The sequence below is a fragment of the Mycobacterium sp. IDUB_37 genome (assembly GCF_055419245.1).
Map to the genome: position 1 here is coordinate 747,450 of NZ_JBVAXG010000003.1, position 23,207 is coordinate 770,656.

General features: G+C 63.8%; 26 protein-coding genes and 1 pseudogene. 14 read left to right on the top strand and 13 right to left on the bottom strand.

The window, feature by feature from the left end:
• Window positions 1–7 precede the first annotated feature (7 nt).
• The 4 genes from ACZY1I_RS14185 to ACZY1I_RS14200 are packed head-to-tail and all read right to left on the bottom strand — an operon-like array spanning window position 8 to window position 3,479.
• A complete protein-coding gene (locus ACZY1I_RS14185; RefSeq protein ID WP_463755023.1) occupies window positions 8–748 on the bottom strand; it encodes an SDR family NAD(P)-dependent oxidoreductase in 741 nt (246 codons plus the stop codon).
• A 12-nt stretch (window positions 749–760) separates the two neighbouring features.
• Window positions 761–1,879, bottom strand: a complete 1,119-nt coding sequence (locus ACZY1I_RS14190; protein WP_463755024.1) for an acyl-CoA dehydrogenase family protein — start codon at window positions 1,877–1,879, stop codon at window positions 761–763.
• On the bottom strand, window positions 1,880–3,112 hold the full coding sequence (locus ACZY1I_RS14195; protein WP_463755025.1) for an acyl-CoA dehydrogenase family protein: 1,233 nt from the start codon (window positions 3,110–3,112) through the stop codon (window positions 1,880–1,882).
• A gap of 25 nt (window positions 3,113–3,137) precedes the next feature.
• Window positions 3,138–3,479: an ArsR/SmtB family transcription factor gene (locus ACZY1I_RS14200; protein WP_463755026.1), complete on the bottom strand. Its 342-nt coding sequence runs from the start codon at window positions 3,477–3,479 to the stop codon at window positions 3,138–3,140.
• Window positions 3,480–3,601: 122 nt separating this feature from the next.
• On the opposite strand from ACZY1I_RS14200, the gene ACZY1I_RS14205 reads away from it, so the two are divergent.
• Window positions 3,602–5,560 carry a heavy metal translocating P-type ATPase gene (locus ACZY1I_RS14205; protein WP_463755136.1) on the top strand — a complete coding sequence of 653 codons (1,959 nt, stop codon included), beginning with the start codon at window positions 3,602–3,604 and terminating at the stop codon, window positions 5,558–5,560.
• Here ACZY1I_RS14205 and ACZY1I_RS14210 read toward each other — a convergent pair.
• Window positions 5,540–6,472, bottom strand: coding sequence for a LysR family transcriptional regulator (locus ACZY1I_RS14210; RefSeq protein ID WP_463755027.1), 933 nt, complete (start codon window positions 6,470–6,472; stop codon window positions 5,540–5,542). The two genes, ACZY1I_RS14205 and ACZY1I_RS14210, sit on opposite strands and share 21 nt — an antisense overlap.
• 150 nt (window positions 6,473–6,622) lie before the next feature.
• Between ACZY1I_RS14210 and ACZY1I_RS14215 the strand changes: the two genes are divergently transcribed.
• Entirely contained in the window at window positions 6,623–7,489 is an 867-nt protein-coding gene (locus tag ACZY1I_RS14215; RefSeq protein ID WP_463755028.1) for an alpha/beta fold hydrolase, read from the top strand.
• 12 nt (window positions 7,490–7,501) lie between these two features.
• Here the strand turns inward: ACZY1I_RS14215 and ACZY1I_RS14220 are convergent, their stop codons facing one another.
• Window positions 7,502–8,209 carry an SDR family NAD(P)-dependent oxidoreductase gene (locus ACZY1I_RS14220; protein ID WP_463755029.1) on the bottom strand — a complete coding sequence of 236 codons (708 nt, stop codon included), beginning with the start codon at window positions 8,207–8,209 and terminating at the stop codon, window positions 7,502–7,504.
• A 136-nt stretch (window positions 8,210–8,345) separates the two neighbouring features.
• Here ACZY1I_RS14220 and ACZY1I_RS14225 point away from each other — a divergent pair, with 136 nt between their 5' ends.
• The 3 genes from ACZY1I_RS14225 (at window position 8,346) to ACZY1I_RS14235 (ending at window position 12,580) form a co-directional block, all read left to right on the top strand.
• On the top strand, window positions 8,346–9,164 hold the full coding sequence (locus tag ACZY1I_RS14225) for a helix-turn-helix domain-containing protein (RefSeq protein ID WP_463755030.1): 819 nt from the start codon (window positions 8,346–8,348) through the stop codon (window positions 9,162–9,164).
• A 91-nt stretch (window positions 9,165–9,255) separates the two neighbouring features.
• Entirely contained in the window at window positions 9,256–10,596 is a 1,341-nt protein-coding gene (locus ACZY1I_RS14230) for a sensor histidine kinase (protein ID WP_463755137.1), read from the top strand.
• 151 nt (window positions 10,597–10,747) lie between these two features.
• On the top strand, window positions 10,748–12,580 hold the full coding sequence (locus ACZY1I_RS14235; protein WP_463755032.1) for an acyl-CoA dehydrogenase: 1,833 nt from the start codon (window positions 10,748–10,750) through the stop codon (window positions 12,578–12,580).
• Here ACZY1I_RS14235 and ACZY1I_RS14240 read toward each other — a convergent pair.
• A complete protein-coding gene (locus ACZY1I_RS14240) occupies window positions 12,577–13,122 on the bottom strand; it encodes a nuclear transport factor 2 family protein (protein ID WP_463755033.1) in 546 nt (181 codons plus the stop codon). The two genes, ACZY1I_RS14235 and ACZY1I_RS14240, sit on opposite strands and share 4 nt — an antisense overlap.
• A 10-nt stretch (window positions 13,123–13,132) precedes the next feature.
• Entirely contained in the window at window positions 13,133–13,576 is a 444-nt protein-coding gene (locus ACZY1I_RS14245; protein WP_463755034.1) for a hypothetical protein, read from the bottom strand.
• Window positions 13,577–13,780: 204 nt separating this feature from the next.
• Between ACZY1I_RS14245 and ACZY1I_RS14250 the strand changes: the two genes are divergently transcribed.
• The 3 genes from ACZY1I_RS14250 to ACZY1I_RS14260 all read left to right on the top strand — a co-directional run bounded on the left by ACZY1I_RS14250 (window position 13,781) and on the right by ACZY1I_RS14260 (window position 14,986).
• Window positions 13,781–13,993: an excalibur calcium-binding domain-containing protein gene (locus tag ACZY1I_RS14250; RefSeq protein WP_463755035.1), complete on the top strand. Its 213-nt coding sequence runs from the start codon at window positions 13,781–13,783 to the stop codon at window positions 13,991–13,993.
• 127 nt (window positions 13,994–14,120) lie between these two features.
• Window positions 14,121–14,576, top strand: coding sequence for a DUF2510 domain-containing protein (locus ACZY1I_RS14255; RefSeq protein WP_463755036.1), 456 nt, complete (start codon window positions 14,121–14,123; stop codon window positions 14,574–14,576).
• Between the two features lie 32 nt (window positions 14,577–14,608).
• On the top strand, window positions 14,609–14,986 hold the full coding sequence (locus ACZY1I_RS14260) for an excalibur calcium-binding domain-containing protein (RefSeq protein ID WP_463755037.1): 378 nt from the start codon (window positions 14,609–14,611) through the stop codon (window positions 14,984–14,986).
• A gap of 134 nt (window positions 14,987–15,120) precedes the next feature.
• On the opposite strand, the gene ACZY1I_RS14265 is transcribed toward ACZY1I_RS14260, so the two are convergent.
• Window positions 15,121–15,936 (bottom strand): SDR family NAD(P)-dependent oxidoreductase, encoded by an 816-nt coding sequence (locus tag ACZY1I_RS14265; RefSeq protein WP_463755038.1) that lies wholly within the window; start codon window positions 15,934–15,936, stop codon window positions 15,121–15,123.
• A 240-nt stretch (window positions 15,937–16,176) separates the two neighbouring features.
• On the opposite strand from ACZY1I_RS14265, the gene ACZY1I_RS14270 reads away from it, so the two are divergent.
• A complete protein-coding gene (locus ACZY1I_RS14270; RefSeq protein ID WP_463755039.1) occupies window positions 16,177–17,007 on the top strand; it encodes a DNA-formamidopyrimidine glycosylase family protein in 831 nt (276 codons plus the stop codon).
• Here the strand turns inward: ACZY1I_RS14270 and ACZY1I_RS14275 are convergent.
• Window positions 16,980–17,618, bottom strand: coding sequence for a TetR/AcrR family transcriptional regulator (locus ACZY1I_RS14275; protein WP_463755040.1), 639 nt, complete (start codon window positions 17,616–17,618; stop codon window positions 16,980–16,982). The two genes, ACZY1I_RS14270 and ACZY1I_RS14275, sit on opposite strands and share 28 nt — an antisense overlap.
• 97 nt (window positions 17,619–17,715) lie before the next feature.
• Here ACZY1I_RS14275 and ACZY1I_RS14280 point away from each other — a divergent pair, with 97 nt between their 5' ends.
• Window positions 17,716–18,378 carry a DUF998 domain-containing protein gene (locus ACZY1I_RS14280; RefSeq protein WP_463755041.1) on the top strand — a complete coding sequence of 221 codons (663 nt, stop codon included), beginning with the start codon at window positions 17,716–17,718 and terminating at the stop codon, window positions 18,376–18,378.
• Window positions 18,379–18,467: 89 nt separating this feature from the next.
• Complete coding sequence (locus tag ACZY1I_RS14285) at window positions 18,468–19,496, top strand: fused (3R)-hydroxyacyl-ACP dehydratase subunits HadA/HadB (protein WP_463755043.1); 1,029 nt, start codon at window positions 18,468–18,470, stop codon at window positions 19,494–19,496.
• Between the two features lie 31 nt (window positions 19,497–19,527).
• On the opposite strand, the gene ACZY1I_RS14290 is transcribed toward ACZY1I_RS14285, so the two are convergent.
• Together ACZY1I_RS14290 and ACZY1I_RS14295 are read right to left on the bottom strand one after the other, a co-directional pair.
• Window positions 19,528–19,815 carry a hypothetical protein gene (locus tag ACZY1I_RS14290; RefSeq protein WP_463755044.1) on the bottom strand — a complete coding sequence of 96 codons (288 nt, stop codon included), beginning with the start codon at window positions 19,813–19,815 and terminating at the stop codon, window positions 19,528–19,530.
• The gene (locus ACZY1I_RS14295) at window positions 19,812–20,243 is read right to left on the bottom strand and encodes a MarR family winged helix-turn-helix transcriptional regulator (RefSeq protein WP_463755138.1); all 432 of its coding nucleotides are present in this window, start codon (window positions 20,241–20,243) and stop codon (window positions 19,812–19,814) included. Before ACZY1I_RS14295 ends, ACZY1I_RS14290 begins: the two co-directional genes overlap by 4 nt.
• 51 nt (window positions 20,244–20,294) lie before the next feature.
• On the opposite strand from ACZY1I_RS14295, the gene ACZY1I_RS14300 reads away from it, so the two are divergent.
• The 3 genes and pseudogenes from ACZY1I_RS14300 (at window position 20,295) to ACZY1I_RS14310 (ending at window position 22,137) form a co-directional block, all read left to right on the top strand.
• A complete protein-coding gene (locus ACZY1I_RS14300) occupies window positions 20,295–20,903 on the top strand; it encodes a TIGR03086 family metal-binding protein (protein WP_463755045.1) in 609 nt (202 codons plus the stop codon).
• 59 nt (window positions 20,904–20,962) lie between these two features.
• Window positions 20,963–21,055: pseudogene (locus ACZY1I_RS14305) on the top strand (hypothetical protein); the annotation flags it as partial.
• Window positions 21,056–21,150: 95 nt separating this feature from the next.
• Complete coding sequence (locus ACZY1I_RS14310) at window positions 21,151–22,137, top strand: amidohydrolase family protein (protein ID WP_463755046.1); 987 nt, start codon at window positions 21,151–21,153, stop codon at window positions 22,135–22,137.
• Window positions 22,138–22,143: 6 nt separating this feature from the next.
• Here ACZY1I_RS14310 and ACZY1I_RS14315 read toward each other — a convergent pair whose 3' ends face one another.
• On the bottom strand, window positions 22,144–23,193 hold the full coding sequence (locus ACZY1I_RS14315) for an MBL fold metallo-hydrolase (RefSeq protein ID WP_463755047.1): 1,050 nt from the start codon (window positions 23,191–23,193) through the stop codon (window positions 22,144–22,146).
• Window positions 23,194–23,207 lie beyond the last annotated feature (14 nt).

Sequence of the window (23,207 nt, forward strand, 5' to 3'; positions counted from 1 at the left end):
CGTCGACTCAGCCGGCACCCTTGCCGTTGTCGACCCGGTAGACAGCGCCGTGAATCGCCGCGGCATCGTCACTGGCGAGGAACGCGATCACGTTGGCAACGTCGACGGGCTGCATGAAGCCGCGCGGTGACGCCGAACGCATGATCAAGTCATAGTTCGGGTTCTCCGGCGCGGTGAACTGCTCGATCTGCGGAGTCAGCATGCCGCCCGGACATACCGCGTTCACACGCAACCGATCCGCCGAATATTCCACTGCCAGAGCGCGAGTCAATCCGATCAACCCGTGTTTAGCCGAGCAGTAGCCGGCCGAGTACGCCTGGCCCTCGACACCGGCGATCGAAGCGACATTGACGATATTGCCGCCGCGGGCCAGCAGGTGCGGAAGCGCGGCCCGGCACAGGAAGAACGGCCCGTTCAGGTTGACGGCGAGGTCGTCGGCCCAGTCGTCGTCGCTCATCGACTCGGTTCGGCGCATCTGGTGTCGCCCAGCAATATTGATCAATACATCAAGGCCGCCGTACTGCTTGACACACTGTTCGACGGCACCGCGGCAGGCCTGTGCCGACGCTACGTCGACCGACGTGTAAGCACCGGTTTCGACGTCAGCGAATACCCCGGCGAGCTTATCGACGTCCCGTGCGATGCCGAAAACGGTTGCGCCCCTGCGAGAAAGTAGACGTGCAGTTTCCGCGCCCAAGCCCGACGATGCGCCGGTCACTATGACGATCTTGTTCTGCAGCGCTGTCACGGCTGCGGCCCCCTAGCTCTTGGTCAGTTCGGCGTATCGAGCGACGTGTTGATCGGTGGTGCCGAACTCGTACTGAATGGCGGTGAGCCGCTTGAAGTAGTGGCCGATTGCCAACTCTTCGGTCATCCCCATCCCGCCGTGTAGTTGCACTGCCTGCTGGCCGATGAACCGCGCCGCGCGACCGACGGTCGCCTTCGCGGCGGAAACGGCACGAGCCCGAGATGTTTCGTCGGATTCGAGGTTGAGGATCGCGAGATAGACCGCGGCGACGGACTGCTCGAGTTCCATATACATATCGACCATGCGATGCTGCAGCACCTGAAAGTGACCGATCGGCTGGCCGAACTGCTGGCGTTGCTTGCAATACTCGACGGTGTCCGCCAACACCTTTCGCATGCAGCCGACCGCCTCGGAGCAGATAGCCGCTGCGCCTTCGTCGCGCGCTCGAGCCACCGAAGACCAAGCCTGACCCTGCTCGCCGAGCATCGCTTCCGCCGGGAGTCGTAGATCGGTGAACACGATGTCGGCGGCACGCCGGTCGTCGATCGTTCTGTAGCCGTGCAATTCGATGCCTGCTGCGCCAATCTCGGTGACAAACAACGAAATTCCATCGACTGTGCGTGCGGTGATCATCAGGTGGGTGGCCAGTGGCGCGGCCACGGCCATCATCTTCTGGCCGGTCAGCACCCAGCCGTCACCGTCGCGTTCGGCCTGGGTCGACACGTCCTGCCAGCGATCAGCCGAGGCCGGCTCCGTAGCGGCCAAGGCCACAATCGCGGTGCCGTCGATGACCTTTTCCAGCAGCGCGATCGCCGCCGGTCCGCCTGCGCGGTGCAATAGTCCGCCGGCGACGACGACCGCGTCGATGTACGGTTCGATCACCAGCGCATGGCCGAGTGCTTCCGTGATCACCATGAGTTCGATTGCGCCGCCGTCGATTCCGCCGACATCTTCCGGAAAAATGGCTCCGAGAATGCCCAGCTCGGTAGCGAAGCCGCGCCAAATGTCGGGCTGCCAGCCGATACCGGTCTTCGCCGCGGCACGGCTCTTCTCGAGGTTGTAGCGGACAGCCAGAAACTTCGTCAGCCCGTCGCGCAGCAGGTCTTGCTCATCGGTCAAATTGAAGTCCATCTAAAGCCCCAGTGCCGCCTTCGCGAGAATATTTCGCTGAATCTCGTTGCTGCCTGCATAGATTGAGCCAGCCCGGTCGTTGAAATAGCGCAGCGGTGCCACCGCCTGCCACGGCTGGCCCAACGCGTACCCATCGGCGGGCGGTTCGAACTCCGCGACGCGACCGCCCGGTACGGTGACATGCGGTTGGTACGCACGCCCCCACGGGCCGGCCGCTTCCAGCGCGAGTTCGGTGAGTGCCTGGCTGAGTTCGGTGCTCAGGATCTTCAGCATCGAGGACGCCGCGCCGGGGTTACCGCCTTGCGCCACAGCCGCAAGCACCCGGTATTCCAGGATCTCCAACACCTCGGCGCGAATCCGCGCGTCCGCCAGCTTGCGGGCGAAGGCCGTATCGTCGGCCAGGCTGCCGCCACCGGGCCCGGGTTGATCCTTGGCCGCTTCGCCGATCTCCTCAGCCATCACCTGCAGACCCGGCGCCACCGCACCGCCGCCGCGCTCGAACTCCAACAGATACTTGGCGACAGTCCAGCCCTCGTCGATCTCGCCGAGGACATTGCCTTTGGGCACCCGGACGTCGTCGAAGAACACCTGGTTCTGCACTTCTTCGCCCGACGTCATCACCAGCGGGCGAATGGTGACTCCCGGTGCCGTCATGTCGATGAGCACGAAGGTGATGCCCTGTTGTTTCTTCGCCGTGCGAGAGGTGCGCACCAGTGCGAACATCCAATTCGCTTCGCCGGCATGGGTTGTCCAGATTTTGCTGCCGGTGCATACCAAGTCGTCACCGTCGGATATGGCGGCCATCGACAACGCAGCCAAGTCCGACCCTGCCTCGGGTTCGGAGTACCCCTGGCAGAAGAACACCTCGCCAGTGAGGATCCGCGGCAAGAAGTAGTCCTTCTGCGCGTCGGTTCCGTACCGGATGATCGCGTGCGCGACCATCCGAATTCCCATCGGAGACAAAGACGGAGCGCCCGCCAGCATCGATTCCCGGGCGAAGATGTAGTGCTGCGTCAGGCTCCACTTACAGCCGCCGTATTCGACCGGCCAAGCGGGCGCCGCCCAGCCACGCTCGTGCAGAATCCCCTGCCACGCCATGCTCGCCTCGTGGTCGGCGTAGACACTCGTCATCAACCGACCAGCGCGGCGGAGTTCGGGGGTCAGCTTCTGGTCGAGGAAGTTCCGGACCTCGTCGCGGAAGTCCAACTCGTCCTGCGCCCATTGCAGATCCATGATTTCGCCAGCCTAGGCGTTGAACCTATTTCGACGCAGTCGCGGCGGCTTCGCCGATCGCATCGGCGCCGAACAGCGCTTGACTGAGTACCCGCAACACATCCTGGTCCGCCGGCGAGTAATAAACGAATGTCCCCTCGCGCCTGCCCTTGACCAGACCGGCCAGCCGCAACTTCGCCAGATGCTGGCTGACCACCGTGGGCGCCGTGTCAGCCAACTCCGCGAGGCAGGCCACCGACGTCTCGCCCTGCAACAGAGCCCACAACACCTTGATCCGAGTCGGGTCACTGAGCATCCGGAACGCGTCGGCGGCGCGGCTCACCTGCTCGTCGGTGGGCATGGTGAATCCGTCAACCGATGTATGCACCGCTCCACTTTACCGCTGACCTGCTTAATCGAGAGTAGAGCAGTATTTGCACTTGCGAATATGCACGACTACGCAGCTATAGTGCCCGAGTGAGCTGCAGCGTCCCACCATCCACTCCCTGCCTGGCCGATGATCATTCGGTCCGCTCCTGGCGCGCGCCCCGGTCCAGCGCCTGGTCGCTAACCGAGGTCCGCTGGGCGCTGACCGCGACCACGCTGTTCGGGGTGGGGCTGGCAGCACAACTGCTCGGCGCCCCGGGCTGGCTGTACTGGGCGGCTTATCTGGCCTGCTATCTCAGCGGCGGGTGGGAGCCGGGGCTCGCCGGGATCGAAGCTTTGAAGAACAAGACCCTCGACGTCGATCTGCTCATGGTTATTGCCGCCCTCGGCGCCGCGGCGATCGGTCAGGTCTTCGACGGCGCACTGCTCATCGTCATCTTCGCCACCTCCGGTGCTCTCGAGGCCGTCGCGACCAAACGCACCGAGGAGTCGGTGCGTGGGCTGCTCGACCTGGCCCCGGAGACCGCGGCCCGCATCGCCCCGAATGGCGAAGAGGAGGTGGTGTACACCGCGACACTCGGCATCGGTGATGTGCTGGTCATTCGTCCCGGCGAACGCATCGGCGGCGACGGGGTCGTGATCACCGGCAACAGCGAGGTCGATCAAGCCACCATCACCGGCGAACCCTTGCCGGTGGGCAAATCCGGCGGCGACGACGTGTTCGCCGGCACCGTCAACGGCACCGGCACGCTGCAGGTGCGGGTCACGCGGCCGGCTGCCGACAGCGTCATCGCCCGCATCGTGGCAATGGTCGCCGAGGCCAGCGCCAATAAGGCCCGAATGCAGTTATTCATCGAAAGGATCGAGCAGCGCTACTCCGTCGGCATGGTGACGGCCACTGTCGCGCTGTTCGTCATACAGCTGCTGTTCGGAACGGATCTCCGATCCGCGTTGCTTCGCGCCATGACTTTCATGATCGTGGCCTCACCCTGCGCGCTGGTGCTTTCCACCATGCCGCCGCTGTTGGCATCCATCGCCAACGCCGGGCGTCACGGAGTGCTCGTCAAATCTGCCGTCGTCCTGGAAAGGCTGGCCGGCGTCTCCTGCGTCGCCTTCGACAAGACCGGAACCTTGACCGAAGGCGCACCTCGGCTCACCCAGATCTCGGTACTGCCGGGGACCGGACTCAGCGAACCTGCCGTGCTGTCGTTGGCCGCCAGTGCGGAGAATCCGTCCGAGCACCCGCTGGCCCGGGCCATTGTGGCGGCGGCCCGCGACGCAAAGATCCCGCTGCGGCCAGTGACCGACTTCGCCGCCAATCCAGGTCACGGGGTCCGAGCCAGTATCGGCGAGGACCTCGTCGAAGTCAGCCGGCCCTGCCTGCTCGCAGCAGACGACCCGGCCGCCCGGGAAATCGTCAGCGACCTCGAACAGAGCGGCCAAACCGCGGTCGTGCTGTGCGTCAACGGCACCCCCACCGCGGTGCTCGGCCTGGCCGACCGACCGCGTTCCGGAGCCGCCACGGCCGTGGCACGCCTGGCCGCGCTAACCGGCAACCCGCCAGTGCTGCTGACCGGCGACAACGCTGCTGCCGCCACCCGTCTGGCCCGCGGAATGGACATCGACGACGTCCGCGCCGGGCTGCTTCCCGAGCACAAGGTCGCCGCGGTCCGCGAGTTGGAGGCGGGCGGCGCACGGGTGATGCTGGTCGGCGATGGGGTTAATGACGCTCCGGCCATGGCGGCGGCTCACGTCGCGGTCGCGATGGGCCGCAGTGGCGCCGACCTGACGTTGGAAACCGCAGACGCCGTCATCACCCGGGACGACTTGGCCACGCTGCCTGCCGTCATCTCACTCGCCCGCCGCGCGCGTCGCGTGGTGGCCGCGAACCTCAGCATCGCCGCGGTCTTCATTGCCGTGCTGGTGACCTGGGATCTCCTGGGACAGCTGCCGCTGCCACTGGGCGTGGCTGGGCACGAAGGTTCCACCATCCTGGTCGGCCTCAATGGGCTACGGCTCTTGCGGGACCGGGCGTGGCCGAACTCGCGGCCGGCCGGGCATTCACCCTTCGCTATGCAGTAGGTGATCTGGTTGCGTGATCCAGCCGGCAGGCACTGCGGTCGACAATGCAAACTGCACAAATCGCCCAATTGCCGCCGTGGCAGCGCGAATTGGGCACCACTGCAACGTGTAGGGCATGAAATGGGCTGGCGCAGTGGGCAATAGCGGATAGCTGACGGCCGGCCCGGCAACGGATCTGGATGTGAGTATCCAGCCGATCTCCTGCTGCGCGGTCCACCGACTCGCCGACAGATCGGTGTCGGCGATTTCGACGACGGGTGGCGACAATCCTGCCGCTTCGAGTGCCTGCCGGAGTCCCGTGGACCAGGCCGGAAAGAGATCCTCGCTGTGCAGGCCGACCGCTTCACTTTCGAGGTCGATCAGATTCACCGATTCGCTTGCGGCCAAACGGTGATCGGGCCTGACTCCGACGACCAGTTGCTCCGCGCAGAAGACTTCGCCGATGATGCCCGGAGGTTCTGGAACCAGGCTCGCGGTAATGGCCACGTCGACTTTGCCGTCCGGAATCGCGGTCTGCAGATCAGGCAGCCACATCCGTCGTACCGTCACCGAGACTTCGGGCGCCTCCCTCTTGAACGCGGCGAGGAGGTGGGGCGCCAGCGCGGGTGCGACCGGTGGTGCGATGCCGAGGCGAACCGTTCCCGCCTCACCACCGGCGATCCGTCGTACCGCCGCTCCGGCGCCGCGGACGTCTTCGAGAATTCCCTGCGCGCGGCCGAGCATCTCCACACCGGCTTCGGTCAGCGCTACCCTGCGGGTGGTGCGGGTGAGCAACGGGGTGCCCAGTTCACGCTCCAGCCGGCGCACCAAGTCACTGAGGGTCGGCTGGCTGACGTGTATTTTCTGGGCCGCGCGTCCAAAATGCAGCTCAGTGGCCGCTGCTACGAAGGCCTCCAACTGGCGGAGTTCCACGGGGGAGAGTTTATGCGGGCCGGACGGTTCTCCGATGCCGGTGATTGATCGGAATTCCTGATAGCGGTTATCGAGCATCGCCTCTTTTTCGGCTCGCGCTTCTCCTAGAAAATGGGTCATGTAACCCATTTAGTCGGAGAAAGGCCTCCCATGCCCGCGTTCAGCACGCGCTACCACACCGCGACCATCGACGGACTCAATGTCTTCTATCGTGAGGCGGGCGATCCAGCCAACCCCACTCTGCTTCTGCTGCATGGCTTTCCGTCGAGCTCGCACATGTTTCGCAATCTCATTGACTCGCTGTCGGACAGCTTCTACCTGGTGGCGCCGGATCACATCGGATTCGGGCGCTCGGCTATGCCGTCGGTGAATCAGTTCACGTACAGCTTCGACCGACTGACCGAGATCACCGAAAAGCTCATCACCCACCTCGGCCTCGACCGCTTTGCGATCTACATTCACGATTACGGCGCACCGATCGGGCTGCGGATCGCCTCGGCCCACCCGGAGCGGATCACCGCGATCATCACTCAGAGCGGCAACGCTTACCTCGAGGGATTCACGCCGTTTTGGGACATCTTGTTCGCGCATGCCAAAGACCGCGCCGCGAACGAGAACGGCGTTCGCGAATACTTCACGGCCGAGCGGACCCATTGGCAGTACACCCACGGCGTGCCACAGGATCGGTTGGACCGGATCTCCCCTGACGCGTGGCTGCAGGACCAAGCCGGCCTGGATCGCAAGGGAAACGACGCGATTCAGTTGCAGCTGTTCTGGGATTACCAGTTCAATCTCGATTCATACCCCAAGTTTCAGGAGTACTTCCGGACGCACCAACCGCCGCTGCTGGTGACCTGGGGCAAGAACGATGAGATCTTCGGCGCCCCAGGGGCCGAGGCATATCGGCGCGACCTTCCGAACGGCGAATTCCATCTGCTCGATGCGGGACACTTCGCGCTCGAGAGCCATGGAGACGAGGTCAGCGGCTACATCAGGGATTTCATGACGAACCTCTGACCGGGGCGGGGCCTACCAGGGGATTGGTCCGTGGGCCGAGAAGAATCCCCCGGTAAGGCCGTCCGGCGCGGCTTGCGCCATTTCCACGATGATCCGTGCGCCCTCCTCAACGGTCTGGATTCCGGTCCGGCCGTTGAGATCGGTATTTGTGTAACCGGGTTCGACGGAGTTGATGCGCATGGCCGGAAATTGCTTGGCGAACTGCACGGTGATCATGTTCACCGCCGACTTCGACGCCGGGTAGGCGACGCCGTTGTAGAACCGGATGGGGCTTTCGGGCGCCGCCGAGAGGCTCAACGAGCCCAGTCCGCTACTCACATTCACCACCACCGGTGCCGATGACTGCTGCAGCAACGGCAGGAAAGCGTGTGTGACACGGACGATTCCGAAAACGTTGGTGTCGAATATCTCGCGCATCATGTCGCCAGTCACAGCCTCGGCCCCGATGACGGAGTTGTTGTCACCGCGGCCTTCGACCCCGGCATTGTTGACCAGCACGTCGAGCCCACCCAGCTGCTCAACGAGTTTCGCTGCGACGCGGACTGATTCGTCGTTTGTGACGTCGAGTTCCACCAGCCGCGCGCCGAGTTGCTGGGCTGCTTGCTGGCCACGCTCGGGGTCACGGCAGCCGAGATAGACGGTGTGCCCGGCCGCGATCAGCTGACGAGCGGTTTCGTAGCCCAGACCCTTGTTGGCTCCGGTGATCAGTGTCGTTGTCATTGTGCGACTCCTAACTTCCTCACGATCGAGTGTCGGCGCGTCTACGGCGTTGTGGGTATGCCCGGCTCAGCCGGGGTACTGGCAAACCCACCCTGGCTCCGATGGTCGCGACCCGCGACAGGACTACCCTGATTCGGTGACCAGCGGTGACGCGCTCGGTGAGTACCTCAAGCTGCGCCGCAGTCAAGTGCGTCCGGAAGACGTCGGGGTTGTCCCCGGCCCCCGCCGGCGCGTCAAAGGTTTGCGCCGAGAGGAACTCGCATCTCTGGCCGGCATCAGCGCCGACTACTACCTGCGTATCGAGCAGGGACGCAACGTCAATCCGTCGCCGCAAATCCTCGATGCGCTGGCACGCGCGCTTCGGATGGACGCGGCGGCCACCGCGCACCTGCATCGACTCGCCCGCGACGACCGGCACACATTCAGCGGCGCCGAACAGGTCAGCGGGCAGATCGTCAGCCTGATCGACCAGCTTTCGGTGCCGGCATACGTCGTCGGGAGGTGCCTGGACTGTCTCGCCGCGAATCCGCTCGCCGGCGCGCTGTCGCCGAGCCTCACGCCCGGGACCAATCTGCTACGACAGCTGTTCCTCGATCCTGCCGACCGGGCGCTGCACCTCGACTGGGAGAGCGCCGCGGCGGGCGTTGTGGGCGGTCTGCGCCAAGTTGCCGGCGGTGAAGCCAAAGATCCACGACTGGATGCCCTCGTCGACGAACTCTGCTTGAGCAGTCCGGAGTTCCAGACGTACTGGAACCGAGCAGAAGTGGGCTACCGACCTGCCGGCACCAGCCACATGCACCACCCTCAAGTGGGCGAATTGCATTTGCTCCGGAACAGATTCACCATCCCCGACTCCGAAGGTCAGCACCTGCAGATCTATCACGCTTCGCCCGGAACCGACACCGCCGACAAACTCGCCTTGCTGGCGCGAATGCAACCGAGTCAGTCCGGATGAATGTCGCCGCCATACAGCGTCGCCGTCAGCCGTTACGGTTGCTCATGAGATGACACGCAATGACCCGCTCTACCGGATTCTGCGGCTACCTGTGCCGGTGGTGTCGCTGCGCAACATCGTGATCGTTGCCGCGTTGTCCGTCATCGGGTTGGTAATTGCCCTCGGTGCGTGGGTGTGGATCGGCGTCACCAATGACCAATACAGCCAACTCGACAGGCGGCTGGACTCGGTCAGCAGCCTGGGCGACGTGCGCACGTTACTGCTCAGCACGCCGCGCTCGCCCTCGGATCAGCCCGTCCCGGATGACAGCCTGGTCCGGACGGTGCGATGGAGCAACTCGACCGTGTCGGTGCCGGGCGACATCGTCCTGCCCGCGCTGCCGCTCGGCTACGCCACCACAACGATCAACGGTGCCCCGTACCGAGTCCGCACCTTCACCGCAGGGCCGGCAACCGTCGCGCTCGGCGCCCCGCTGGCCGGGGCTGAACATCGGATTGATCAGCTGCACCTGCGCGTGCTGCTCATCTGCGGAAGCGTCATCGTCGGCACCTTCATAGTGGGCAGCGCGATGTGGTTGATCATGATCAACCCGTTTCGGCTGCTGGCCCAGCAAGCTCGCGCAATCAACGCCCAGTCCAACCCCGACGAGGTCCAGGTACGCGGGGTTTGGGAGGCGGTGGAGATCGCCGAGGCAGTCGAGGGCATGCTCGCCCGCATCGGTGACGAACAGCAGCGCACGAAAGCCGCGTTGGATTCGGCCCGTGACTTCGCCTCAGTCGCTTCCCATGAATTGCGGACGCCGCTGACCGCGATGCGCACCAATCTCGAGGTGCTAACGACCCTCGAGTTGCCCGCCAAGCAGCGCGACGAGGTACTCGCCGACGTCATGCGCACCCAGAACCGCATCGAAGCCACCCTGGCGGCCTTGGAGCGGCTGGCACAGGGCCAGACCATCACGTCAGACGACTTCGTGCCGGTCGACATCACCGATCTGCTGGATCGCGCCGCACACGACGCAGTCCGGGTGTATCCCGACCTGTCGGTGTCGCTGCTGCCCTCGCCCACGGTGCTGATGCTGGGACTGCCCGCCGGTTTGCGGCTTGCGGTGGACAACGCGATTGCCAATGCGGTCAAGCACGGCCACGCCAGCCAGGTACAGCTTTCCGCGATCAGCTCCCGCGATGGAGTGCAGATCGCGATTGACGACGACGGCACCGGCGTCCCCGAACACGAGCGCGCGGCCGTCTTCGCCCGGTTCTCCCGGGGATCGACGGCATCGCAATCCGGTTCCGGCCTCGGGCTGGCACTGGTCGCCCAGCAGGCAGAACTGCACGGTGGCAGCGCGTCGCTGCACGCGAGTTCGCTTGGTGGGGCCAGGCTGCTGCTTCAGCTACCGGGTCCACGACCTCGCAACGAGGGCACGTACGTCTGATCCGCAAACGCCGGTCAGTTGCGGGCTCGTTGCATGACCCGCAGTAAAGTGCGGCCGGGGTGTAGCTTCGAAATTGCGGGCATCCGTCGCGGCAAACCGAGCAACCGCGCGCGGACCGGGGGCACCTGATCATCGCTGAAGGACGGCCAGTATGGGCCATTACAAGGCCAATCTGCGTGACATCGAATTCAACCTGTTCGAAGTTCTCGCGCTCGACAAGGTTCTCGCGGGCGGCGAGTACGGCGAACTCACCGGCGAGACCGTGCGCGACATGCTCGCCGAAGCAGTTCGCCAAGCCGAAGGACCGATGGCGCAACCGTTCTCGGCCACCGACCGCCAGCCACCCACTTTCGATCCCAGCACTCATTCCGTGACGCTGCCGGAAGCTTTCAAAGCCGCCGTGCACCTCTGGCAGGACAACGAGTGGACCCGCATCGGCATAAGCGAAGACATCGGCGGCACCCCGGCGCCGCCACCGCTGACGTGTGCGGTCAGCGAACTGCTCTTCGGCAGCCTCCCCGCCGCGTTCTTCTACCTTGTCGGGCCCGCCATGCTCGAGGTGCTCTACCGCAACGGGAACGAACAGCAGAAACGCTGGGCCGCGCTCGGGGTAGAGCGCAACTGGGGTGCCACCATGGTGCTCACCGAACCCGACGCCGGGTCCGATGTCGGCGCTGCCCGCAGCAAGGCAATCGACCAGGGCGACGGCACCTGGCATATCGACGGCGTCAAGCGGTTCATCACCTCGGGTGACTCAGACGACCTGTTCGAAAATATCGCCCACCTGGTTTTGGCACGCCCTGTCGGCGCCGGCCCGGGCACTAAGGGCCTCAGTCTCTTCCTGGTGCCGAAGTATCTCCCCGACGCGGAGACCGGTGCACCCGGCGCCCGCAACGGCGTCTTCGTCACCGGGCTCGAACACAAGATGGGCCTGACCGCCTCGGCAACCTGCGAATTGAGCTTCGGCCAACACGATGTGCCCGCCGTAGGCTGGCTCGTCGGTGACACCCACAACGGTATCGCGCAAATGTTTCAGATCATGCAGTTCGCTCGAATGATGGTGGGAGTCAAGTCGATTGCCACCCTTTCCGCCGGCTATCTCAACGCTCTGGACTTCGCCAAGTCGCGCGTCCAGGGCCCCGACATCACTCGCATGACCGACAAGACCGCCCCGCGCATCCCCATCATCAACCACCCGGACGTGCGTCGCTCGCTGATGACCCAAAAGGCCTACGCCGAAGGCCTGCGCGCTCTGTACATGTTCGCTGCCGCACATCATGACGACACCACTGCGGCCATCGCCACCGGCGCCGATCCGACCATGGCCGCTCGCGTCTACGACCTGCTGCTACCCGTCATCAAAGGGGTGGGGTCCGAACGTGGATACCAGTGCCTCGCCGAATCACTGCAAACCCTTGGTGGCTCAGGCTATTTGCAGGACTACCCGATGGAGCAGTACCTACGCGACGCCAAGATCGACTCGCTCTACGAGGGCACTACCGCCATTCAGGCGCAAGACTTGTTGTTCCGCAAGATATTTCGCGATGGTGGGGACGCGCTCAACTTCGTACTGTCTCGCGTCGCGGAATTTCTGAACACTCCCCCCGCTGAAATTAGCGCGGGTCGTGTGCAACTCGCGCTGGCGCTCGACGCGGTGCGGGCGATGACAGAAAACTTGGTCAAATACTTTGGCAGCGCGCAGAACGATCCCTCTCAGCTGTACCGGATCGGGCTGGTTTCAGTACCGTTTATGCTCGCGCTCGGCGACTTGCTGATCGGCTGGCTGCTGCTCGCACACGCCGAAATTGCCTCTACTGCTCTACAAGAAGCGACCTCGACCTCGAAGGACGACGGGTTCTATCGTGGCAAGATTGCCGCGGCCGCGTTCTTTGCTCAAATGATCTTGCCTCGGTTGAGTTCCGACCGGCAGGTCATCGCCAACATCGACGCGGAGATCATGGATCCACACGCGCTTGAGTTCTAGGTTTTCGAATGCTTCGAGAAGAGCGAAAAGAACTGGTAACCAGGGTCATTCGGCCCGACAACGCCTCTCGGCGTGTCTCTGACTATCGGATGTGGGAAGTCCAGCACTGACGGGTCAGTGACGCGCGCCCAGTCGGTGACGATCATCCGTTCGGTGAAACCCCATTTACCGTCGCGCTTTTCGTACTTGTCCAGATAGCGTCCGCCGATGGCGACATCGACTTCTCGATCTCCCACAACGAACGTGTGCATAGCGATGTTGTAGATCTCGCCTTCAGCAATGAGGCCGCTGATCGTGAAATTCGTTGTGGTGATGTTGTGTTGCATCGCCTGGAGATATGGCCGGGCGGCTTCGAGCTTGTCGAAGAAGTCGTCGACGCCACCCGTCGAGAATCCGCCGTGATGGTCCGCGGCACCGTGGTGATACAGACTGCGCAGTGCAACGCTGTCGCCTCGATCGACGGCGCGACAGTAGGCATGTACGAGCTTGCGCAGCTGGTACTCGTCGAGCATCTCGGCCAGAAGCACGTCGGCTGACGTCATCGCGTCGCGATCACGCCGAGTCTGTGGCGGCCGCCCTTCGCTTGCCTCCGGGAATTCGGTCGACCACGCGCCCCAGCCTGACGACGGTGTTCTCCAGGGGGTCGACGATCTCGGCGATGCGCTGCACGGTCGGCAGGGCGCGAGCGATCGTGGCAGCATCTTCGGCCAGCCTCTCGGCATGGGTGTCGATGCCTTGCGCCGCCTGCGTCAGCGTCGTAATTTCGGCAGCAATCTCGCCCGCGTTGCGGTTGATACCCGCCGCGCTCTCGGTCAGGTCAGCGATGTTGTCTGCGATGAACTGAATTGACCGGCGCAACTCCACCACGTCGTTAAGCGCCGAATCCGCTCGGTCGATCAGTTTGATCAAGGAATTGACGCGTCGGCCCGTCCCTTCAGCGGCTTGGCGGGTCCAGTTGAACAATGCGAAGGGTGACGTCACTAGGGACAGATCCATGGCCAAAGCTTCCTTGCTCCGGTAGGGCTCGATGTTGGCATCGTATGCGATGGAATCGTCGGTGAACCGCGCGGACGTGTTCGATCCGGTTCTGCGGCGCAGACAGCGCACGCAAATTTGAATTCTTCGTCAACTTTGCTGGCGCAGACGTCGTCGCCGGTCGTAATCTCTCTGCACCCACCGCAACAAGGAGGTTGAGTGGTTATGTCGATCCGCATTGTTCTGGCTGTCGTAGCCGCAGTTCTCGGTGTTCTAGGAGCCGGTCTGACCGTCGCTCCCACCGCCCAGGCAGACCCGCCGTATGCCAGCTGCAAGGCCGCTGCCGCCGATGGCCGATACAACATCCCAAAGGGAGACCCCGCCTACAGTTCGAAACTGGACCGCGATGGTGACGGGATTGCCTGCGAGTCGCACTAACGCCCCGTGAGTATCGAAGCGGTAGTACTGATCTGGATTTTCTGTGCAGGTCTAGGCGCAGCAATCATGAAGTCCAAGAACCGCAGCTGGACCGAGGGCGCGCTGCTCGGCGGCCTGCTGGGAGTGCTTGGCGTCATCATCGCTCTTTGCTCACGTACCGGATTGCCGAGCACTCCGTTACCCGGGGTGGTATCCCGATCCCGATGGGAGCGGTCAGCAGCGATTCTGGGATGGCCGATTGTGGAGCGACTTGCCGTCGCGAGCTGTGGACAGCAGCGTCCCGAAAGCTGTCGAACGCGGGTTGGTGCAGGCCGCTACCAAGCAATGTCCAGACTGCGCCGAAACCATCCTGGCTGCTGCCAAGGTCTGCAAGCACTGCAGATACCGTTTCACCCCCACCAGCACATCAGCGGCGGAGCAGGAACCCCTCCCGAAGATGCCGAAGCCGGCGGTTCCGCTGGGGAAGTCGACAAAGGTGGTGTGCCACAAGTGCCAGCACGTCCAGAAGGTCCCGATGAGCGAAACTACATTCCAGTGTGAGGAATGCGGGACGCGGCTGAAACGCCGAACGACCGCAAGCTAGGCGGAGTCGCCTGTGCCATCAAAGTGGTCACGATGACCGGATCGTCTGCGAGCCCCTCGCGCCTGACCCCGGCAAAGGTCCGCAACATCGTTGTCATGTTGGTGATCTTGGTTGTTGCTCTGCTGACCGTTCTAGGTGGCAATGGGGACGACTCGGGGGGCGGTAGCAACACGAGCACCGTTGTCCCCACAATCGGCTACAACAGCCGCATCCCAGTCAGCAGTCCTGTCCCCACCACAACCCGCAGTCCCGCATCCACGCTCACGCCAGTCTCGACTAACGTGCCGCCCCACTACGAGAACTGCTCCGATGCCCTAGCCGACGGCAGGAGCAACATCCCTCGAGGGGATCCCGACTACGACCCGACGCTAGACCGGGATCGCGATGGCTGGGCCTGCGAGAAGCGGTAAGCCGGACTTTCCGCAGGTGAGATACCGCAGGTTCAAAATGCAATGGGCCCTAATCGCGGGTTATCCCCATACGGATCAGTGCTTTTCGGCGAACACGTCGGGACGACACACCTCCCGATCCTTGGACTCCGGGCCTAATGCCCCGTGAATTCGTCCATGGAGTTGTAGACGCCGACGCGCCGGAGGTAGAAATCGCGTAACCGGATCGGCAGCACGGCGGTGAGCACCTTGTTCATCTTCGACGTCCACGGCATCACGACGAAGGGATCACCGTTCAGCATCGCCTTCCAGGTCCGCTCGACGACTTCCTCCTGTTCGAGCATCGGAGTGAACAAGATGCCCTTGGCACCGTCGAACATGCCGGTGTTGATGTAGGTCGGGCAGACGGTGGTGATCTTGACCTGCTCATGGCCGGCTTGCTCGAGCTCGAGCCGCACCGAGTCGGAAAAGCCGATCGCCGCCCACTTCGAGGCGGAGTACGCGGCCATGCGGGGGATGGCGTTCAGCCCCGCCGACGAGGCGATGTTGACGAGGCGACACTCCGCGCCGGACTCGATCATGGCCGCCAGGAATTCCCGTGCCACCAGCATGGGGCCGATGGAATTGACTTCCATGGTGAGCGTGAAGTCCTTCGGATTGTTCTCCCAGAAGTAGCCGTTGCCGCGCACGATGCCGGCGTTGTTGAACAGCACATGCACCGTGCCGACGTCTGCACGAACCTGCTCGGCGGCCGCGGCCACCCGGTCCTGCGAGGTGACGTCGACGGTGGCGTAGTGGATCGTGCCGCCGGCCGCTTCCAATTCGGCCGCCGTCTCCTTCAGCTTTACCTCATTGGCGTCCCAAAGGATCACCGCAGCGGCGCCCTCCTTAACGGCCTCGGTGGCGAACAGCTTGCCGAGGCCCATCGCGGCGCCGGTAACTAGGACATTGGTCCCCTTGACGGACTGCATTTGCTGATCTCCTCTGGGCGTCTTTGGTGAAGGTCTGATAGCTCTTATACCCGTTCGGTCGCGAAGGGCACGACGCCCGCCCCATTTCGTCACCGTTCTCATACATTCGCTCCGTGGCTCGACTAACAAGATTCGCTCCCCTTGAGCACGGGTAATGCCTCGAGGGGACCGGAGTCCGGCCATGGACAGAGTCATTCGACGTCCTGGTCATTGGTGGCGGCATTGGGGACGGAGTAGCGCGTGCCCGAAGGCGACACCGTTTACGCGTTAGCACGCAAGCTCGAAGCTGCCCTGCGGGATCGCATCCTGACTGACGCAGACTTGCGCGTGCCGGCCTATGCCACTGCCGACATCGTCGGACGGACGGTGCTCCAACATGTCACGCATGGCAAGCATTTGCTGACCCGACTCTCAGGCGATCTCACGCTGCACACGCATTTGAAGATGTCCGGTTCGTGGACGATTTCGCAGCAGGGCCGCCGGTTGCCTTCATCGGTGATGCCCGACGTCCGCGTGATCCTGCGGACCGACGGGCCCGCGGCCTATGGGATTCGGCTTCCCGTCGTCGAACTGCTCCGCACCCGGGACGAGGTGTCCGCTGTCGGCCATCTCGGCCCGGATCCCCTGCGCGACGACTGGGACATTGCCGAGGCGACGCGGAGAGTCACCGCTGTACCGGACCGACCACTCGTCGCAGCCCTACTCGACCAGCGCTGCGTGGCCGGGTTCGGCAACCTGTGGGCGAATGAATTGTGTTTCCTACGCGGGCTGAATCCGTGGACGCCAGTGCGCGAGGTCGACGCACGCGCGTTATTGAACGTCGGGTCGCGTGCCCTGCGCCATTCGGCAACTGTCCCCGGTGCAATGCAGGTCACCACCGGAGTGCGGCGCAAAGGTGAGCAGCACTGGGTGGCTGGGCGCGCGGGCCGACCATGCCTGCGATGCGGCACCGAGGTCCAGGTGGTTGCCGAGATACCGAACGACCCGGAACGACGTCGAACCTGGTGGTGTCCGCATTGCCAGCCAGGTCCGGCAGCGCCGGATCAGCCCGGTTCTCCGCCAGGCCGATAGCCAGCGAGGAAGACTCGTACCGCGGACCGCACATGGTGATCGACGTCGATGGTGGACTCTACTTGCGGACCGCCGCAGAATAGCGCCTGGTCAATGCCTCGGCCGACCACAAGAAACGCAAAATGCTCTGCGGCAACGCTTGGTTCGCGCACCTCCATCAGGCCGCGCTGGTCCAGCCGGGCAAAGCATGCAGCGAAGGCTGCCAGCATCCGGCCCTGGACTCGGTCGTAATAGAGCGCAGCTAACTCGGGCAAGCGGTTGGCCTCACCGATCACCAATCGGCGCAGCTGAACCACCGGCTCCTGCAGCACCGCACGCAGGTAGTCAGCGGCCAGGTCGATCAGATCCCCGGATAGATCGGTTGTCTCCGCGAGGATCGCCGTCCGCTCCACAAACACAGCAACCGTGGTCTCGAGGGCCTCGTTGACGATTGCCAGCAGCAGCTCGTGCTTGTCGCCGAAGTGTTTGTACACGGTCTGCTTTGACACTTCGGCCGACGCCGCGATCGCGTCGACACTGGCGCCCTGATAGCCCTGACTCAGGAAGAGCTCACGGCCCGCCGACAGGATGGTCATTCGCTTCAGGGCTGAACGGCCCAATGGCTCGGTCATCTTGACCCCTCGAAGAGTACTGGACAGTCTAGTTCCAAGCGGTAAGGTCCCAATCAGTACTGCACGGTCTAGTTCTATTATGCCTCGGAGGCTCCTCATGACCACCACCGATTGCCCACCTCTGCCGGTCCGCGTCACGAAATCGCTACTTGGCTACGGCGTCATCGCGGGTCCCGTTTATGTTCTGTCGGTGGCGACCCAGGCGGCCACGCGGGACGGATTTGATCCCACTCGGCATGCCGCCAGCCAGCTCGCCAACGGCGACCTCGGGTGGATACAGGTCACTACCTTTCTGGTCACCGGCGCGATGACGATTGCGGCGGCCGTCGGGATCCGCCGCGCGCTCGGCGGCGGCCGGCGCCCCACCTGGGCGGCCGGTCTGCTGGGCGGCTATGGGCTCGGTTTGATGCTCGCTGCGATCTTCCGTGCCGACCCGTCGGACGGCTTTCCGCCCGGCACACCATCGGGCTTTGGTGAGCCGAGTTGGCACGGCATGACGCATTTCGCCGTCGCCGGTGTCGGCTTCATCTGCCTGGTCGCCGCGTGTTTTGTGCTCGGCGGATGGTTCTCACGGGAGGCCGGTGGCGCCGGGTGGGCGTGGTTCTCGCGCGTGGCCGGCCTGCTGTTCGCAGCCACCTTCCTCGCGCTGGCCTCCGGAACCGGTGGCACCGCCTCAATCTTGGCGTTTACCGCGGCCGTCGTGGTGGTCTGGGCCTGGCTGACGGCAGTCTCGGTCAGTTTGTATCGCCGCGCCGGGTAGGTCGTCGTGTACTCGTCACGAAGTCTGGGCGCTACTGTGCACTGATCGGCCTCATCGAGCAGGCCGATAGAAAAGTTGAGCAGAGATTCATGACCACAGCAGAAGCGCTGGCGCTCGAATCGCGGGTCGGCCATTACTACCAGATGGACAACACCTACGTGGTGGGCCGCGAGAAGGTTCGCGAGTACGCCCGCGCCGTTCAGGATTACCACCCCGCCCACTGGGACGTCGCCGCTGCCGCTGACCTGGGATATTCGGGTCTGGTGGCACCGCTGACGTTCACTTCCGTGCCGGGCATGACCTGCAACCGCCGCATGTTCGAATCGGTGGTCGTCGGTTATGACAGCTACCTGCAGACCGAAGAGGTCTTCGAGCAACACCGCCCGATCGTCGACGGCGACGAACTGCACATCGACGTCGAATTCACGTCGCTGCGCAGGGTCGCCGGTCGAGACATGATCACGGTGACCAACACCTTCACCGATGCGGCCGGGGAGCGCGTACACACGCTGCATACAACGGTCGTGGGCCTGACCGCCGAGGACCTCGATCCGAAGGTTAAGGCCGCCGTGCATCGCGCGATGATGCACGACTTCGCCATGCTCGGAACCGGCGAATCCGAAGCCGGCTACGAGAAGACGGTCCGCCCCCAGGGCGAGATTCGGATCGCCGATGGGGGCACAACCCGCACTCCAGGGACCCCGTCGTTCGATGACGTGCAGGTAGGCGATGAGTTACCGGGGCACCACGCCCGACTGTCTCGCGGCGACCTGGTGAACTATGCCGGCGTGGCGGGCGATGCCAACCCGATTCACTGGGACGAAAACCTTGCCAGGCTGGCCGGACTGCCCGATGTCATCGCGCACGGAATGCTCACCATGGGTCTGGGTGCCGGATTCGCGTCCGCATGGACTGGCGACCCCGGTGCGGTCACTCGCTACGCGGTGCGGCTGTCGGCGCCGGCGATCGTGTCATTGGCCGACGGCGCCGACATCGAATTCACCGGCAAGATCAAGTCGCTGGACCCGGAGACTCGCAGTGGTGTCGTGATCGTCGCCGCGAAGTCCGATGGCAAGAAGATCTTCGGCCTGGCGACGTTGAACGTCCGCTTCCGCTGACGTTGCGCGTGGTCTGCACGCGCAACGACAGCTACAACCGGTCGATGATGGCTTTGGCCGATCGGAGATTCATTCCGGTCTCTTGCACGAGCGCTTGGATGGCCCCGACCTTGTTTCCCTGCAATACAAGCCGGCGCACGGCGGGACTGACCAAGTCCTCGCTGGGCTCCCCTTCGTAGGCGACCGGAATTGGAATCCCGTAGCTGCGCACCGCTCGCTCCAACAGCGCGATGCGCTTTTCCAAATCTGCGAGCCGCCCGTCCAGGTTGTCGCCACCGTTTGAACCCTTGAACATGTCCATGGCGACGAGTCTGCTCACTTGGTTTCTGTACGAGTCAGGCGGGCAAGCACGCGGAGGAAGACTGCGCGCTCTTCGGCCGTCAATTCGGAGAGTAATCGTTCCTCACCGCGTTGGATTTCGGACTGCACGGCGTTCTTGGCTGCGCGACCGGCCGGGGTGATCTCCAGCAGACGGACCCGCCGATCGTCGGGGTCGGGGCGGCGTTCGATGTGACCGCGCTGCTGCAACTCGTCGAGCGTGCCGATGATCCTCGTTTTGTCCGCGCCGATGGTCTCTGCCAGAGCGGCCTGCGTGCGGACCGGTGATCTGTCCAGAGCGTTCAGCACTACATAGCCCCACATGCTCATGTCGTGGGCGGCGAGGATCGGTAGTTCGGCTGCGACGAGATCTTGGAGCAGCGGATGCAGCATCGCCGCGAGGTCGTCCCGCCGGGGCTTCGGTGCCATCGCCATATGTTAAGCATTGCCATATTATATGCATCTGCTTACGATAAGCGTATGACTACTATTGATCTGGATGTCCGCCCCTACCACCGCATCGCTGTGTTGAATTCCATCGAGGTCGTCGGCGCCGTGCGTTCGGCGGATCTCGACGCGCCCACCCCCTGCGCCGGCTGGAACCTGGCCGACCTGCTTGCGCATATGACCGCTCAGCATCGTGGATTCGCTGCGGCTGCGAGGGGATTCGGAGCGGACCCTGACGTGTGGCGAGTGGAAGAGGTGATGGCCTCGATTACCGCCGACCCCGCTGGCACCTACGCGGGCGCCGCTCATGACGTCCTGGCGGCCTTCGCCGACGACGCGGCGCTCGCTGCGTCGTTTGCGCTTCCCGACTTCGGGCCGAACGCCGTGTTCCCCGGTGCTCTCGCGATAGGTTTCCACTTCATCGACTACGTGGTGCACGGCTGGGATGTCGCCAAATCACTCGGAGTGGCCTACGCCCTGCCCGACGAGGTCGTAGACGCCGCGTTGCCGTTGGCGCTGGCAGTACCCGACGGCGATTTTCGCGAGACGCCGGAAGCGCCCTTCGCGCGCGCCGTTGATTCCCCGAGTGCGACGAACCTGGACCGGATCTTGCGCCACCTGGGCCGCAGTCCGGGCAGGTAGGGGGATGCCGCCGGCTCGGATTCGGCGGCCGAAAGTTGTCGTAGGTGGCGGTGGCCCGTCCACCCATCCAACCCCCCGGACCAATCGGCGAACGCGCCGACTGGTGGTGGTACGCACCGTTCCAACCCCAACCACCACCCACCAACAACTAGGTCGCTCAACGAAATCCGATGGCGGCGGGCCTAAACCGCGGACAAACTTGCACTAGAGTTCGTCCAGGTTCATTCGGCAAGCCGCGGAGGGCGCCATGTCTTTGATTGCGCTCGAAGAGCACTACGCCTGGGACCCCGCCAGCGCCGACAACGTCGTCGGCACCTGGTTGCGGTCCAACAATGAGCTTGCCTACCAGCGGTTGTACGACCGTGGACCACTGCGTCTGGAACAGATGGATGCCGCCGGCATCGACTTTCAGATCCTGTCGCTGTTCGACCCCGGCGTGCAGGAAATGAGCGACGTGGCGTCAGCCATCGATCTGGCCCGCCGCGCCAACGATGATCTCGCCGAGACGGTGCGCGAAAATCCCAGCCGCTTCGGGGGTTTCGCGACGCTGGCAACGCAGGACCCCTCCGCCGCGGCGACCGAGTTGGAGCGGGCCGTTGGTGAGCTTGGCCTGGTCGGCGCGCTCATCAACGGGCGTTCCGAAGGACGGTATCTCGACGATCCGGCATACGAGGATCTTTTCGAGTGTGCACAGCGGCTGAACGTTCCGATCTATCTGCACCCCACCACACCGCATCCAGCCGTCATGCAGGCCTGGTTCGACCCGTATGTCGACGACGGTCTGCACCTGGCGTCCTGGGGATTCGCCGCCGAGGCCGGGACGCACGTGCTGCGGCTGATCTACTCGGGCTTGTTCGACAAGTTCCCGCGGCTACAGATGATCATCGGCCACCTCGGCGAGATGCTGCCGTTCGCCGCGTACCGAATCGACCGTTACTACGGCCTTGGTGGCACCGGCACCCGCAGCCTGCAGCGGCTGCCTTCGGAATACCTGCGCAGCAACTTCCACGTCACCACCAGCGGTAACTTCTGCCCAGCGGCATTTGCCTGCACGCTCGAAGTGATGGGCGCCGAGCGGGTGATGTTCTCAGTGGACTACCCGATGGACGACAACCAGGCCGGTGCTGAGTTCATGGCGTCCTACCCGATGGACGACGCCGTACGCCGGAATGTGGCTTCGGAGAACGCGGTCCGGCTCTTCGGTGACCGGATTCCGAAACACCTGGGCGCGTAGTTCGGGCTAGAGATCGAAGACCTGACCGTCGCGCGCGACGGTCACCTTGCCGGAGTAGTTCTTGCCGATGGCATTGAGCCACTGGGAGTCTGGCAAGTCAGTGGGCGAATAATGGCTCAAGACAACGTGTTTAGCCTTGGCTGCTGAGGCGACCTCACCGACCTGCTCCGCGGAAGTGTGTGAGTTCACCAGATAATTCGGCGGAAACCTGTTGCCGTAGTACGCATCGTCGAGGCTGAACTGCGCCTCATGCACCAGGATGTCGGTGTCGTGGGCGAGGGTGATCAGGTTGTCGGATTTCGTGGTATCACCCGAGAAGGTCACGGATCGACCGAGTTTCTTCAGGTCGAAGCGGAACGCGAATGCCGGATAGACGTCGTAGTGCGATACCAAGGTCGCGGTGACCGTCACGTTGTCGTCCGACATGACGGGGAACGGGTCAGTTTTGGGCGACCGGTTCCGGTAGTCCGACCCTGGCGGCACCGCGATCTCGATCACCTTGGCGAGTTTCTCGATGTCGTCGGTGCCCATATCGCGGATGAAGATGTTGTTGGTGTAGGCAAAAGCCTGCTGCAGCGCCTTGGTGGTCGCGGCCAGGCCCGGCGTCGGGTCGCCCGGGTCGATGAGGGCGGGATCCGGATTGCCGACCTGGCTCGACGGCAATCCACCCGCGGGACCGGGACCGTAGACGGTGACCGGCGCTTTCCCCTTCGATGCCGTGTACCCACCAGAGGCGAAAAAGCTGAAGTAATCAACGATGTGGTCGGTGTGCAGATGGGTGATGAACATGGATTTCAGGCTGTCGAATCGCAGCCCAGCGTTGGTGAAGGCGTTCAAAGATCCTAGACCACAATCGATTTGGTAGACGTCACCACCGATCTTGAGCGCCGTCGAGATACCGATCCGGTTGGGCACCGGTGGGGGCCCGGCCTGCACACCGAGAGTGATCAGCGCATTCTCAGGCAGCGCGGCGGGCGTCTTCGCGGGGGTCGGCGAATCGCAGGCCGATGCGGTGAGGGCGACCCCGCCCAGCACCGCGGACATCGAGGCGAGCATGGATCGCCTCGAGA

Coding starts and splice junctions, on each gene's coding strand:
- ACZY1I_RS14250 (WP_463755035.1), top strand. CDS start 13,781: ATGTCGATCCGCATTGTTCTGGCTGTCGTAGCCGCAGTTCTCGGTGTT.
- ACZY1I_RS14285 (WP_463755043.1), top strand. CDS start 18,468: ATGACCACAGCAGAAGCGCTGGCGCTCGAATCGCGGGTCGGCCATTAC.
- ACZY1I_RS14300 (WP_463755045.1), top strand. CDS start 20,295: ATGACTACTATTGATCTGGATGTCCGCCCCTACCACCGCATCGCTGTG.
- ACZY1I_RS14315 (WP_463755047.1), bottom strand. CDS start 23,193: ATGCTCGCCTCGATGTCCGCGGTGCTGGGCGGGGTCGCCCTCACCGCA.
- ACZY1I_RS14265 (WP_463755038.1), bottom strand. CDS start 15,936: ATGCAGTCCGTCAAGGGGACCAATGTCCTAGTTACCGGCGCCGCGATG.
- ACZY1I_RS14215 (WP_463755028.1), top strand. CDS start 6,623: ATGCCCGCGTTCAGCACGCGCTACCACACCGCGACCATCGACGGACTC.
- ACZY1I_RS14295 (WP_463755138.1), bottom strand. CDS start 20,243: ATGGCACCGAAGCCCCGGCGGGACGACCTCGCGGCGATGCTGCATCCG.
- ACZY1I_RS14280 (WP_463755041.1), top strand. CDS start 17,716: ATGACCACCACCGATTGCCCACCTCTGCCGGTCCGCGTCACGAAATCG.
- ACZY1I_RS14245 (WP_463755034.1), bottom strand. CDS start 13,576: ATGGATCTGTCCCTAGTGACGTCACCCTTCGCATTGTTCAACTGGACC.
- ACZY1I_RS14195 (WP_463755025.1), bottom strand. CDS start 3,112: ATGGATCTGCAATGGGCGCAGGACGAGTTGGACTTCCGCGACGAGGTC.
- ACZY1I_RS14235 (WP_463755032.1), top strand. CDS start 10,748: ATGGGCCATTACAAGGCCAATCTGCGTGACATCGAATTCAACCTGTTC.
- ACZY1I_RS14240 (WP_463755033.1), bottom strand. CDS start 13,122: ATGACGTCAGCCGACGTGCTTCTGGCCGAGATGCTCGACGAGTACCAG.
- ACZY1I_RS14260 (WP_463755037.1), top strand. CDS start 14,609: ATGACCGGATCGTCTGCGAGCCCCTCGCGCCTGACCCCGGCAAAGGTC.
- ACZY1I_RS14190 (WP_463755024.1), bottom strand. CDS start 1,879: ATGGACTTCAATTTGACCGATGAGCAAGACCTGCTGCGCGACGGGCTG.
- ACZY1I_RS14310 (WP_463755046.1), top strand. CDS start 21,151: ATGTCTTTGATTGCGCTCGAAGAGCACTACGCCTGGGACCCCGCCAGC.
- ACZY1I_RS14220 (WP_463755029.1), bottom strand. CDS start 8,209: ATGACAACGACACTGATCACCGGAGCCAACAAGGGTCTGGGCTACGAA.
- ACZY1I_RS14275 (WP_463755040.1), bottom strand. CDS start 17,618: ATGACCGAGCCATTGGGCCGTTCAGCCCTGAAGCGAATGACCATCCTG.